An 11,995-nucleotide genomic window follows, 5' to 3' on the forward strand; every position below is an offset into this window, starting at 1 on the left:
GACGAATAGACTGGACCCACCGCCACCGCAACACGTACGGGAGACGCATGTCTGAAATCACCTCCGAGCAGGTCGCGCATCTCGCGAACCTCGCCAGGATCGCCCTGAGTCAGGACGAGATCGACCACCTGACCACCGAACTCGACTCCATCGTCGACAGCATCGCCAAGGTGCAGGAGGTCGCGACGCCTGACGTGCCGGCCACCAGCCACCCGATCCCGCTGGAGAACGTCTACCGCGACGACGTCGTCGGGAACACGCTGACCGTGGAGCAGGCGCTGTTGAACGCGCCGGAGTCCGCCGACAACCGTTTCAAGGTGTCCGCAATCCTGGGAGAAGAGCAGTGACCGATCTGATCCGCCTGACCGCGGCCGAGCTCTCGGCCAAGCTCTCCTCCGGCGAGGTGTCGAGCGTCGAGGCCACGCAGGCCCACCTCGATCGCATCGCCCAGGTCGACGGCGACGTCCACGCCTTCCTGCACGTCTCCGACAACGCGCTCACGGTCGCAGCCGACATCGACGCCCGTCGTGCCGCCGGTGAACAGCTCGGTGAACTCGCCGGTGTGCCGCTCGCCATCAAGGACGTGCTCGTCACGACCGACATGCCGTCGACGTCCGGCAGCAAGATCCTCGAGGGGTACATGTCGCCCTTCGACGCGACGGTCGTGGCACGCTCGCGCGCTGCCGGCCTCGTGCCGCTCGGCAAGACCAACATGGACGAGTTCGCGATGGGGTCCAGCACGGAGCACTCCGCGTACGGCCCGACGCACAACCCGTGGGACCTCGACCGCATCCCGGGTGGATCCGGTGGTGGTTCCGCTGCTGCGGTCGCCGCGTTCGAGGCGCCCATCGCGCTCGGCAGCGACACCGGTGGATCGATCCGTCAGCCGGCGCACGTCACCGGTACCGTCGGCGTGAAGCCCACGTACGGCGCGGTCAGCCGCTACGGCGCAATCGCGCTGGCCTCCTCGCTCGACCAGGTCGGCCCAGTGAGCCGCACGGTCCTCGACGCGGGCCTCCTGCAGGACGTCATCGCGGGCCACGACGCCCTCGACTCGACGTCCCTCAAGGACGCCTGGCCGTCGATGGCCGCCGCCGCCCGCGAGGGTGCGACGGGTCAGGTCCTCAAGGGCCTGCGCGTCGGCGTCGTCAAGGAACTCAACGGCGAAGGCTTCCAGGCCGGTGTCAAGAGCCGCTTCCAGGAGGCGCTCGCGGTCCTCGAGGCCAATGGGGCCGAGATCGTCGAGGTGGGCGCACCTCACTTCGAGTACGCGGTCGCCGCGTACTACCTCATTCTCCCGGCGGAGGCGTCGAGCAACCTGGCCAAGTTCGACTCCGTGCGCTTCGGCATGCGGGTCACGCCCCAGGGTGGCGGCACGGTCGAGCAGGTCATGTCCGCGACGCGTGAGGCCGGTTTCGGCCCGGAGGTCAAGCGACGCATCATCCTCGGCACCTACGCCCTGAGCGCCGGCTACTACGACGCGTACTACGGCAGTGCCCAGAAGGTGCGCACGCTCATCCAGCGCGACTTCGCTGCGGCGTTCGACCAGGTCGATGTCCTCGTCAGCCCGAGCGCCCCCACCACGGCGTTCAAGCTCGGTGAGCGCATCGACGACCCGCTCGCGATGTACCTCAACGACGTCACCACCATCCCGGCGAACCTCGCCGGCATCCCGGGCATCAGCGTCCCCATCGGCCTCGCGCCGGAGGACGGCCTGCCCGTCGGCATCCAGTTCATGGCCCCCGCGAGGGAAGACGCCCGGCTCTACCGGGTGGGAGCGGCGCTCGAAGCGCTGCTCGAAGGGCAGTGGGGACACTCGCTCATCTCGCAGGCACCGACTCTCGGAGGGAAGTAGAACATGGCGAAGGACGCACTCCTGTCCTACGAGGAGGCGCTCGAACTGTACGAGCCCGTCCTCGGTTTCGAGGTCCACGTGGAGCTCAACACCAAGACGAAGATGTTCTCGTCGGCGCCCAACGGGTTCGGCGACGCCCCCAACACGAACATCTCGCCCGTGTGCCTCGGTCTCCCGGGCTCGCTGCCCGTTGTGAACGAGCAGGCCGTGCGCTACTCGATCAGCCTGGGCCTCGCCCTCGGCTGCTCGATCGCGCCGTCCAGCCGCTTCGCCCGGAAGAACTACTTCTACCCCGACCTCGCGAAGAACTATCAGATCTCTCAGTTCGACGAGCCGATCGCCTTCGAGGGCTCCGTCGACGTCGAGCTCGCCGACGGCACCATCGTGACCGTGCCGATCGAGCGCGCGCACATGGAGGAGGACGCCGGCAAGCTCACACACATCGGTGGTTCGACCGGCCGCATCCAGGGTGCGGAGTACTCGCTCGTCGACTACAACCGTGCCGGTGTGCCGCTCGTCGAGATCGTCACGAAGCCCATCTACGGCACTGAGCACCGCGCACCCGAGATCGCGAAGGCGTACGTCTCCGCAATCCGCGACATCGTTGTGGCGCTCGGCATCTCCGACGCGAAGATGGAGCGGGGCAACCTGCGATGCGACGCGAACATCTCGCTGCGCCCGCGTGGCCAGGAGAAGCTCGGCACGCGCACGGAGACGAAGAACGTCAACTCGCTCCGTTCCGTCGAGCGCGCGGTCCGCTACGAGATCCAGCGTCAGGCGGCCATCCTCAAGGCCGGCGGTTCGATCACGCAGGAGACCCGTCACTGGCACGAGGACACGGGAGCAACGTCTGCCGGCCGTCCGAAGAGCGACGCCGACGACTACCGGTACTTCCCTGAGCCGGACCTGCTGCCCGTGGTTCCGTCGCCGGAGCTGATCGAGGAGCTGCGTGCCGCGCTGCCCGAGGCGCCGGCGCTGCGTCGTCGTCGTCTGAAGGGCGAGTGGGGCTTCACCGATCTCGAGTTCCAGGACGTCGTCAACGGTGGCCTGCTGAACGAGATCACCGCGACCGTCGCCGCCGGCGCAACGCCTGCTGCTGCGCGCAAGTGGTGGACGGGTGAGATCTCGCGCCTCGCGAACCAGCAGGACGTCGAGGCTTCGACGCTCGTCTCGCCGGAGCACGTCGCAGAGCTCGCCAGACTGATCGATGCCGGAACGCTGACCGACAAGCTCGCCCGCCAGGTGCTCGAAGGCGTCATCGCCGGCGAGGGTGCACCGGCGGAGGTCGTCGCATCGCGCGGGCTCGAAGTCGTCTCGGACGACGGAGCGCTCATCGCCGCGATCGATGAGGCGCTCGCGTCCCAGCCCGACGTGCTCGCGAAGATCCGCGACGGCAAGGTGCAGGCGGCCGGCGCGGTCATCGGTTCGGTCATGAAGGCCATGCGCGGACAGGCCGATGCGGCTCGTGTGCGTGAACTCGTCCTGGAGCGCGCGGCCGCAACGGCGGAGTAGTCCTCGGTCCGGTCCCGGGTGGTGTCGTTGTGAGCTTTCGGGCCCTTCGACAAGCTCAGGGACCGGGCGTCCGGTCACTGAGCTTGTCGAAGTGTCCGGTGGTGCGCACACGGTAGCCCTGGCCCAGCCCACGGGTGTGGGTTTACACTGCTCGCATGCTGGTGGAAGGAACCATTCGCTGGCAGGTCACTGAAGACTGCCCCACCGTGCTGCTGATCGCACTCGCGCTCCGGCAGATGGCGGGACTCGGCGCTGTCTGCGCGCCGCACCTGCCGGCGGTCGCGCCGGAGGTCCCGCGGGTCGACGTGAGCGACATCGACCAGACCCTCCTCGCCGCCCAGTGGGACGGCTGGTGGCTCGGCATCGCCCGTCGTGACACGAGGCCGTTCGTGGTCGAGGCCAAACCGCCGCACTTCGCGGCGTTCGATCGTGCGCTCGAATTGCAGGAACTCGCGTACCGTGCGTACGGCGACGCGTCGGTCTGGGCCGATGACCGCCTCCGCGAGTACGCCGTCGCCTTGAACTCGCGACAACCGTCGCGGCTTCGTGACGTCTACGACCTCATCCGGGAGCGTCAGTTCGAGTTGCGGCGTCAGTCGAGTTCGTTCCGGATCGACCTCGAGGTGCTGCCGATCGCGGAGACGGGCGCGTGGGTCGTCGCCTCCGACACGATCGTCGTGAGCGAGACGCTCCGCGACGACCGAGAGGCGTTCCGCGAGTGGCTACGGCCGCTCATCTACGGGCTGGTGTGAACGGAGGCTCCGGGGTCCGGGTCAGCTCGGTCAGCTCCGGGGGAGCGGCCGGGCGGTTCGCACGTCCCGTCCGGTGAGCGCGAGCAGCCGCCACTGCAGCGGAGCGTCCTCCCCGAGGTCGACCTTCGACGCGAAGAGCCCGCTCGCTTCGAGTGCGTCCTGCTGCGGCTCGAAGACGGTCCACACCGCTTCGACGAGTTCGATCGGCAGGTTCTCGTCCGAGCCGGTCGCGCGCGCCAGGTCCCACGTGTGGATGGCCACGTCCGACACCTGCTCGCTCAGGTAGTGGTCGAGGTTGACCGTGTCGTACGACAGGTGGACGCGGGTCGTCGGCTTGGCGCGGAGCCAGGCGGCACGGGCCTGCGCAGCATAGCGCTCCCATTCGGCCTGGAGGTCGTTCGAGAGCGGCGCGATGAGCGCTTCGGCCTGCTTCACCGTGATGCCGCCGAGGAGCGGATCGATCCACTGCTGCTCTTCGATGACGTGCTGCACGAGTTGCTTCGTCGTCCACTCGGTGTCCGGTGTCTCACCGTCCCAATCGGTGACCGCTTCGAGCCGTCTGGTGAACTCGTCGGTTGCGAGTTGCTGCATGTGGAGCCAGTCGATGTCAGTCACGGGCGCACCTTTCGTCGCTTACTCCAACGCACGATGCGCCAGCTCATTCCGCTCGGCCGGATCGGACGCCACGCTGCCGGCGAGGCGATGTCGGACCCTGCTGAGACAATGGTGTCATGAGTCGGCAGGACGGTGCATCACGGCGCGTGTCCCACGCGGACGCGGATGACAGCGGCACCCACATCCTGCACGTCGACATGGACGCGTTCTTCGTCTCGGTGGAGCTCTTGCAGCGACCGGAACTTGCCGGGCTCCCGCTCATCGTCGGACATCGTGAAGGCCGCTCGGTCGTCACCTCCGCCAGCTATGAGGCCAGGCGGTACGGCGTCAAGGCGGCGATGCCGGTGTCCCAGGCGCTGCGGCTCTGCCCGACGGCGATCGTGTTGGAGCCCCATCACGGGGAGTACCGCAAGTACTCGGATCTGGTGATGCAGGTGTTCGAATCGATCACGCCGCTCGTCGAGCCGCTCAGCATCGACGAGGCCTTCCTCGACGTCTCAGGCGCTATCAGGCTCATGGGCCGACCCAAGGAGATCGCGAGCATCATCAAGCAACGGGTGCTCGCCGAGACCGGATTGCCGTGCTCCGTCGGGGTCGCCGCCACGAAGTACGTGGCGAAGCTGGCATCCGGTCTGTCCAAGCCGGACGGGTTGCTCGTGGTGCCCGCGGATGAGACCGTCGCCTTCCTGCGGCCGTTGCCGGTGGGCGCGCTCTGGGGTGTCGGCGGCAAGACGGAGGAGCAGCTCCTGAACCGCGGCATCCGCACGGTCGGGGAGGTGGCGGACACTCCGCTCTCGGTGTTGCAACGCGCGGTGGGGGACGCCACGGGACGCAAACTGCTCGAGCTCGCGAGCGGTGTCGACCCCCGATCCGTGACCACGGTGCGGCGCGAGAAGAGCGTCAGCCACGAGGTCACGTTCGAGACCGACATCGCCGATCCTGCAATGCTGCGACGAGAGGTCCTCAATCTCGCGAACCTCGTCGCGGTGCGGCTTCGGCGCGGCGGATTCGCCGGGCGAACGGTTGGCATCCGGGTGCGCTTCGCCGACTTCTCGGTCGTGTCGCGATCCAAGACGCTCCCGGACCCCACGAACGTCGGCCGACGGCTGTACGAGGAGGCGGTCTCGCTGTTCGACGCACTCGACCGCCGTGGACAACTCGTCCGTCTGATCGGTGTCAAGGTCGAGCAACTGTCGGAGGATGCCGGCGGGTCGGCCGGGCTCTGGGACCCGGATGAGGAGTGGCGGGATGCCGAGGCCACGATGGATCAGGTCGCCGGCCGGTTCGGGGATCATGCCATCGCCCCCGCGTCGCTGCTCGGCAAACCGAGGCGACGCGGACTCGGCAGCCGGGGCGATGGCCTGCAGGAGCGCTGAGGGCCCACGCTGGTCACCCGCCGTGATGCACCTTGGTTCTCGTGGGTGCGCGGGGTAGCGTGGCACCATGACGAATCTCGTGTTGAAACTTGCGGAACAGGCCAAGAACATCGGCGTGACGGCGGCCTACGGCGAGCAGCAGGATGTCGACGGCGTGAAGTTCGTCCCCGTCGCGCTGTCGTACTACGGCTTCGGCGCCGGCAGCGAAGGCGGCGACGATGAAGCAGCCGGTGGCGGAGGCGGCGGCGGACTCGCCGTTCCGGTCGGCGCGTACATCAAGACCAGGGACGGGCTGCGCTTCGACCCGAACCTGATCTCGCTCATCGCGGTCGCCATCCCGTTCATCTGGGTAAGCGGCAAAGCGCTCTCCGGGATCATCCGGGCGCTCAAGAAGTAGCGGAGGGACGCGCGAAGCGTTCCCCGCTGTTCACCAGAGCTATACTCGGTGACATCACGGGAGTCCGGTGAACCGGGCTGAGAGGAAGGTATCCGCCTTCGACCGTCAAACCTGATCTGGATCATGCCAGCGCAGGGAGACCATTTCTCACTACCCGTGCCCTCTTTCCCAAAACAGGAAGGGCACGTCACGTGTCAGCATCGATCAACACACCAGCACGCCTCGACGCCAACAACCGCACTCTCAAGTGGCGCGTCGTCGACATCGTCGTGGTCGCCGTCCTCGGCGTCGCAACCGGGCTCATCTTCTGGGCTTGGAACACCATCGGCTACCTCTGGTACGAGGGCGCCAACGCGGTGACACCCGGCTTCGGCGGCATCGCGAACGGCGTCTGGCTGCTCGGCGGGGTCCTCGGCGGCCTCATCATCCGGAAGCCGGGTGCTGCGCTCCTCGTCGAACTCATCGGCGCGGTCGTCTCCGCGCTCATCGGCAACGTGTGGGGCATCTCCACGGTCTACTCCGGCCTCGCACAGGGGCTCGGTGCGGAACTCGTCTTCGCGGCGTTCGCGTACCGTCGATTCGGTCTGCTGCCGGCGATCCTCGCCGGCGCGGGCGCAGGACTCGCGGAGTGGCTGCTCGAACTCTTCACCTCCGGCAACCTCGCGAAGTCGGCGGAGTTCAACACCTTCTACCTCATCGCAACGGTCGTCTCGGGTGCCGTCCTCGCGGGTGTGCTCGGGTGGGCGCTTGTGAAGGCGCTCGCGTCAACGGGGGCGCTCAGCCGGTTCGCGGCTGGACGGGATGCCCGGAACGAGGTCTAGATCGTGTCACGCGGAATCGCGGCGCGGGTCCAGGTCGACGGCTGGGGGTGGCGACACGCCGGCCGGAAGGCCTGGGCCGCCCGCGATCTGACGTTCACGATCGAACCGGGGGAGCGGGTGCTCCTCCTCGGCGCGTCCGGGGCGGGCAAGTCCACCCTCATCCATGCCCTCGCCGGTGTCCTGGGCGGCTCGGACGAGGGCGAGGTCGCCGGTTCGATCCTGATCGACGGCGAGCCTCCCGAACGGGTCCGAGGCCGCGCGGGCCTGGTTCTGCAGGACCCCGATTCGCAGGTCATCCTCGCGCGCGTCGGCGACGATGTCGCATTCGGATGCGAGAATCTCGGCGTCCCGAGGGACGAGATCTGGGCACGGGTGCGGGCGAGCCTCGATGCGGTCGGGCTCGACCTGCCGCTCGATCACCCGACGCAGGCGATGTCCGGCGGGCAGAAGCAGCGGCTGGCCCTGGCCGGTGTGCTCGCGATGCAGCCATCGCTGCTCCTTCTCGATGAGCCGACGGCGAATCTCGACCCGGCCGGGGTCCTCGAGGTGCGCGATGCGGTTGAACGGGTCGTCGGCGACGGTTCCTCGACGCTCGTCGTCATCGAGCACCGCGTCGACGTGTGGCGTGACCTCATCACCCGGGTCATCGTCCTCGATCCGGACGGCGGTGTACTCGCGGACGGTTCGCCGGAAACGGTGCTCGACGATGTCGGCGCGCGGCTCGCAGCGTCGGGCGTGTGGGTTCCCGGAGTCCCGCTCGGGCTCGCTCGCCGAGGGCGGCCAGGCGATGGGACGCACGCGCTCTTGGCGCAGGACCTCGGGATCTCTCGGGTTCCGCGGACGGCGCGTGCTGCGGGTGTTCCCGTGCAGGAGCATCTGGAGGTCGCCATCGAGACCGGGCGATCGACGGTCGTGGTCGGACCCAACGGCGCCGGGAAGTCGACGCTCGCCTTGACGCTGGCGGGTCTCCTGCCGGAGTATTCGGGCGAGGTCCGCTCATCGGAGGCCCTCGCCGGTCGCCGCGGTCGCCGGCCGATCACGTGGACGTCGAGGGAACTGCTCACCCGGGTCGGCACGGTGTTCCAGGACCCTGAGCACCAGTTCGTCACGAGCACCGTCCACGACGAACTCGCTGTGGCCCTGCGCGCATTGCGCTGGGCCCCTGCCGAGATCGAGGCCCGTGTCGACGATCTGCTCGAACGACTGGACCTCGCGAAGCTCGCCCGTGCGAATCCCTTCAGCCTGTCCGGTGGTCAGAAGCGCCGTTTGTCGGTTGCGACGGTGCTCGCCGCGAGGCCGCAGGTGATGATCCTCGATGAACCCACGTTCGGGCAGGATCGGAGGAGCTGGATCTCGCTGGTCGAACTCCTGCAGGACGAGCTCGATGCCGGCATGACGGTCATCTCCGTCACGCACGACGCGGCCTACGTCGATCTGCTGGGCGATCGTGTCCTGACACTCGAACCGATGCACGAACCGATGCGCGGAGCGGAGGCTGCGGCATGACGGCGCTGGCGAATGCTCCTGTCGCAACCAGGGATGGCCGTCCGGTTGTGCTCGACCGGGTGAACCCGGTGACGAAGGCGTTCATCGTCATCCTGTTGTCCCTCCCGCTGCTCGTGACGATCGACTGGGTGAGCGCGGCCGTCGCGGTGGTGCTCGAGGCGATGCTCTTCCCGCTCGCTGGACTCACGCTGCGGGCGTTTCTGCGCCGAGCGTGGCCGGTGCTGCTCTTCGCCCCGGTCGGCGGGATCAGCATGCTGTTGTACGGCAAGCCGGGCGGGCACGAGTACTGGTCGTTCTGGGTGATCAGGATCACCGACAGCTCCATCGAACTCGCCATAGCCGTGACCGTCAGGGTGGTCGCGCTCGGCTTGCCGACCATCCTGCTGTTCGCGCGCGTCGACCCGACGGACCTCGCCGACGGGCTGTCGCAGATCGTCAGGCTTCCGAGTCGATTTGTGCTCGGGACGCTCGCCGGTGCGCGCATGCTCGGTCTGTTCGTGGAGGACTGGAGGAGCATGGCGTTGGCCAGGCGGGCCAGAGGGCTCGGCGACCACGGCGTCATCCGGAGATTCGTGTCGATGGCGTTTGTGCTGCTCGTGTTCGCGATCCGCCGGGGGAGTAAATTGGCGACCGCGATGGAGGCGAGAGGGTTCGGTTCGTCCATTCCTCGCACCTGGGCGAGATCGTCCACGCTCAGTGCGGCAGACGCCGTCGCAGTGCTGGTCGCGGTCGGGATCATGGTCCTCGCGATCGGCACGGCCGTTGTCTCGGGCTCGTTCCGATTCATCGGGTCATGACGGTGGGACAGGACGGGATGCCGGCGGGAGCGTCGGGAGCGTGGGGATCCGCGGGTGCCACGCGTGCTCCGGTGCTCCTGATCGACGGTCGTTCCGGTTCGGGCAAGACGAGCCTGGCCGCAGCGGTCGCTGGGGCGCTCACGGACTCGACGGTCGTGCACATGGACGACCTGTACCCGGGTTGGGACGGACTGGACGAGGGGAGCGTCCTGCTCACCGAATCGGTGCTCCGTCCGTTGTCGGCCGGGTTGCCGGCCGTGTGGCGTCGGTGGGACTGGCATCGGTCTGAGCGTGCCGAGGCGCACGTCGTCGATCCGTCGATCCCGTTGGTGGTCGAGGGCTGCGGAGCACTGTCGCGGGCTTCAGCGAGGCTCGCCGCCTCCTCGATCTGGCTGGATGCTCCACCACCGATGCGGGAGGGCAGGCTGAGCCGTCGCGACGGTACCGTCGAGTGGTGGCCGGCCTGGACGGTGCAGGAGGATGCGTTCATCGCGCGGGAGCGTCCGGACGCCCTGGCCGACGTCGTGCTGGACGGGGGAGCGGCCTCGGAGGAGGTGCTCGCGCGAGCGCTCGAGGCGCTGTCAGCGGGCGTCCACGGCGTGACGTGGGATCGGTGGCTCGCTGCGCGCTGACATCGACCGCCAGCGTGTATCGACCGTCAGGGTGTTCTGACTACGCCCAGCCGAGTTCGTGGAGGCGTGCGTCGTCGATCCCGTAGTAATGGCCGATCTCGTGCACGAGCGTCGTGTGGATCTCGTCCTGCAACTCTTCGAGCGTCGCGCAGACGTCGAGGTGCGGCTCCCGGTAGACGATGATTCGGTCCGGCATCTCGCCGAATCCGTATCGGTCCCGTTCGGTCACGGCGACACCGTCGTACAACCCGAGGGTGTCGAGGGTGCCGTTCTCCGGCCGGTCCTCGACGACGAACACGACGTTGTCGAGTCCGTCGATCATCTCATCGGGGAGGAGGTCGAGTTCCGCGACCACGATGGCTTCGAACGCGTCGGAATCGAGTTCGAGCATGTCGTCTCCGCTCACTGCAATCGAACCGTGTCGAGCATGGAGATTCGCCATCCGGTCCGGATGGCGCTCCGTGAAGCTATTGGGGTGAGTAACGGGGCTTGAACCCGCGACCTCCTGGACCACAACCAGGCGCTCTACCAACTGAGCTATACCCACCATGTGCTTGTTCGAATTGTTTCTCGTACAAGCGCCTGAAGAAGTCTATTACATGTTTGGAGCGTAAATGTTCACGACGGCCTCAGAAACTGATTTTGCTTCATCGGATGTTGGTCCGGGGACCTCGACGAACACCGCCTTGCGGTAGTACGCGAGCTCGCGGATCGACTCCAGGATGTCCGCGAGGGCGCGGTGTCCGCCGTGCTTGGACGGTGCGTTGAAGTAGACGCGCGGGTACCAACGGCGAGCGAGTTCCTTGATGGAGGACACGTCGACGTTGCGGTAGTGCAGGTGGGAATCGAGGCGCGGCATGTACCTCGCGATGAATGCGCGGTCCGTGCCGATCGTGTTGCCGGCGAGCGGCGCCTTGGATTCCTCCGGAACGAACTTCTGAATGTATTCGAGCACTTCGAACTCGGCCTCCGCGACGCTCACGCCGTTGGGGATCTCCTCGATGAGACCGGAGGTGGTGTGCATGTTGGTGACGAACTCGCCCATGTTGGCCAGCGCGGAGTCGTCCGGCTTGATGACGATCGAGAATCCGGGATCCAGGATGTTCAATTCGAAGTCGGTGATGACGACCGCGATTTCGACGAGTTCGTCGACCTCGAGGTCGAGTCCGGTCATTTCGCAGTCGATCCAGACCATGCGGTCCCCAGCTGTACTCATGGCTTGAGTCTACTCAGGCGGTCCGACGTCGCTGTCCGCCGGGTGTCGCCCGCTGCGCGAACTACACTGGACCGGTGATCCTCGCACTCTCCATCCTGCTGCTCGTGAACGGCGTCTTCAACGTGGTCGTGTGGCCGCAATTCCTCAAGCGTGTCGCCCGCGATGAACGCGCCAGGGATGCGGCAGGCAAGGCGACGCCGTTCCTGATCGTGCACGTCGTGCTCGTCACCATCGCGCTCGTCGTCGGACTCGTTTCGCTCGTCTTCGGCGTCCTCGGACTCCTCGGAGTCGGCATCTGAACCGAGGCGACTGGTCGCCTACGGTATTCTGTTCACGCCGCCTCCGTAGCTCAGGGGATAGAGCAGGAGCCTTCTAATCTCTTGGTCGCAGGTTCGAATCCTGCCGGGGGCACAATCAGGTGTTCGAGAGGTGCCTTCTCATCTCTTGGTCGCAGGTTCGAATCCTGCCGGGGGCACAATCAGGTGTTCGAGAGGTGCCTTCTCATCTCTTGGTCGC

General features: G+C 67.2%; 14 protein-coding genes, 2 tRNA genes and 1 riboswitch. Of the genes, 12 read left to right on the top strand and 4 right to left on the bottom strand.

Annotation, left to right across the window (positions count from 1 at the left end; genetic code table 11):
• Positions 1-47: 47 nt before the first annotated feature.
• The 4 genes from gatC (at position 48) to ACL9RL_RS17355 (ending at position 4,119) form a co-directional block, all read left to right on the top strand.
• A complete protein-coding gene (gene gatC / locus ACL9RL_RS17340) occupies positions 48-347 on the top strand; it encodes an Asp-tRNA(Asn)/Glu-tRNA(Gln) amidotransferase subunit GatC (protein WP_422781534.1) in 300 nt (99 codons plus the stop codon).
• Positions 344-1,855 (top strand): Asp-tRNA(Asn)/Glu-tRNA(Gln) amidotransferase subunit GatA, encoded by a 1,512-nt coding sequence (gene gatA / locus ACL9RL_RS17345; protein ID WP_422781535.1) that lies wholly within the window; start codon positions 344-346, stop codon positions 1,853-1,855. Before gatC ends, gatA begins: the two co-directional genes overlap by 4 nt.
• A gap of 3 nt (positions 1,856-1,858) precedes the next feature.
• A complete protein-coding gene (gene gatB, locus ACL9RL_RS17350; RefSeq protein WP_422781536.1) occupies positions 1,859-3,367 on the top strand; it encodes an Asp-tRNA(Asn)/Glu-tRNA(Gln) amidotransferase subunit GatB in 1,509 nt (502 codons plus the stop codon).
• Positions 3,368-3,522: 155 nt separating this feature from the next.
• Positions 3,523-4,119 carry a hypothetical protein gene (locus ACL9RL_RS17355; protein WP_422781537.1) on the top strand — a complete coding sequence of 199 codons (597 nt, stop codon included), beginning with the start codon at positions 3,523-3,525 and terminating at the stop codon, positions 4,117-4,119.
• Positions 4,120-4,149: 30 nt separating this feature from the next.
• Here the strand turns inward: ACL9RL_RS17355 and ACL9RL_RS17360 are convergent, their stop codons facing one another.
• Complete coding sequence (locus ACL9RL_RS17360) at positions 4,150-4,734, bottom strand: TIGR03086 family metal-binding protein (protein WP_422781538.1); 585 nt, start codon at positions 4,732-4,734, stop codon at positions 4,150-4,152.
• Positions 4,735-4,850: 116 nt separating this feature from the next.
• On the opposite strand from ACL9RL_RS17360, the gene dinB reads away from it, so the two are divergent.
• From dinB to ACL9RL_RS17390, 6 genes are all read left to right on the top strand, one after another.
• Positions 4,851-6,110, top strand: coding sequence for a DNA polymerase IV (dinB, locus tag ACL9RL_RS17365; protein ID WP_422781539.1), 1,260 nt, complete (start codon positions 4,851-4,853; stop codon positions 6,108-6,110).
• Between the two features lie 67 nt (positions 6,111-6,177).
• Entirely contained in the window at positions 6,178-6,507 is a 330-nt protein-coding gene (locus ACL9RL_RS17370) for a hypothetical protein (RefSeq protein WP_422781540.1), read from the top strand.
• Between the two features lie 46 nt (positions 6,508-6,553).
• A riboswitch (TPP riboswitch) is annotated at positions 6,554-6,662 on the top strand.
• A gap of 36 nt (positions 6,663-6,698) precedes the next feature.
• Positions 6,699-7,328 carry an ECF transporter S component gene (locus ACL9RL_RS17375; protein ID WP_422781541.1) on the top strand — a complete coding sequence of 210 codons (630 nt, stop codon included), beginning with the start codon at positions 6,699-6,701 and terminating at the stop codon, positions 7,326-7,328.
• A 3-nt stretch (positions 7,329-7,331) separates the two neighbouring features.
• On the top strand, positions 7,332-8,834 hold the full coding sequence (locus tag ACL9RL_RS17380; RefSeq protein WP_422781542.1) for an ABC transporter ATP-binding protein: 1,503 nt from the start codon (positions 7,332-7,334) through the stop codon (positions 8,832-8,834).
• Positions 8,831-9,631 carry an energy-coupling factor transporter transmembrane component T family protein gene (locus tag ACL9RL_RS17385; RefSeq protein WP_422781543.1) on the top strand — a complete coding sequence of 267 codons (801 nt, stop codon included), beginning with the start codon at positions 8,831-8,833 and terminating at the stop codon, positions 9,629-9,631. The genes ACL9RL_RS17380 and ACL9RL_RS17385 overlap by 4 nt, the downstream gene beginning before the upstream one ends.
• Entirely contained in the window at positions 9,628-10,263 is a 636-nt protein-coding gene (locus ACL9RL_RS17390; protein ID WP_422781544.1) for a hypothetical protein, read from the top strand. Before ACL9RL_RS17385 ends, ACL9RL_RS17390 begins: the two co-directional genes overlap by 4 nt.
• Before the next feature lie 40 nt (positions 10,264-10,303).
• Here ACL9RL_RS17390 and ACL9RL_RS17395 read toward each other — a convergent pair whose 3' ends face one another.
• From ACL9RL_RS17395 to orn, 3 genes are all read right to left on the bottom strand, one after another.
• The gene (locus tag ACL9RL_RS17395) at positions 10,304-10,654 is read right to left on the bottom strand and encodes a metallopeptidase family protein (protein ID WP_422781545.1); all 351 of its coding nucleotides are present in this window, start codon (positions 10,652-10,654) and stop codon (positions 10,304-10,306) included.
• A gap of 80 nt (positions 10,655-10,734) precedes the next feature.
• Positions 10,735-10,810: transfer RNA gene (locus tag ACL9RL_RS17400), tRNA-His, on the bottom strand.
• 48 nt (positions 10,811-10,858) lie between these two features.
• Positions 10,859-11,479, bottom strand: a complete 621-nt coding sequence (gene orn, locus ACL9RL_RS17405; protein WP_422781546.1) for an oligoribonuclease — start codon at positions 11,477-11,479, stop codon at positions 10,859-10,861.
• 74 nt (positions 11,480-11,553) lie between these two features.
• On the opposite strand from orn, the gene ACL9RL_RS17410 reads away from it, so the two are divergent.
• Together ACL9RL_RS17410 and ACL9RL_RS17415 are read left to right on the top strand one after the other, a co-directional pair.
• On the top strand, positions 11,554-11,778 hold the full coding sequence (locus ACL9RL_RS17410) for an SCO4848 family membrane protein (protein ID WP_422781547.1): 225 nt from the start codon (positions 11,554-11,556) through the stop codon (positions 11,776-11,778).
• Positions 11,779-11,817: 39 nt separating this feature from the next.
• Positions 11,818-11,890, top strand: a tRNA-Arg gene (locus ACL9RL_RS17415).
• Positions 11,891-11,995: the final 105 nt, after the last annotated feature.

It is taken from the genome of Plantibacter sp. Mn2098 (genome assembly GCF_049319745.1).
Lineage (GTDB): Bacteria > Actinomycetota > Actinomycetes > Actinomycetales > Microbacteriaceae > Plantibacter.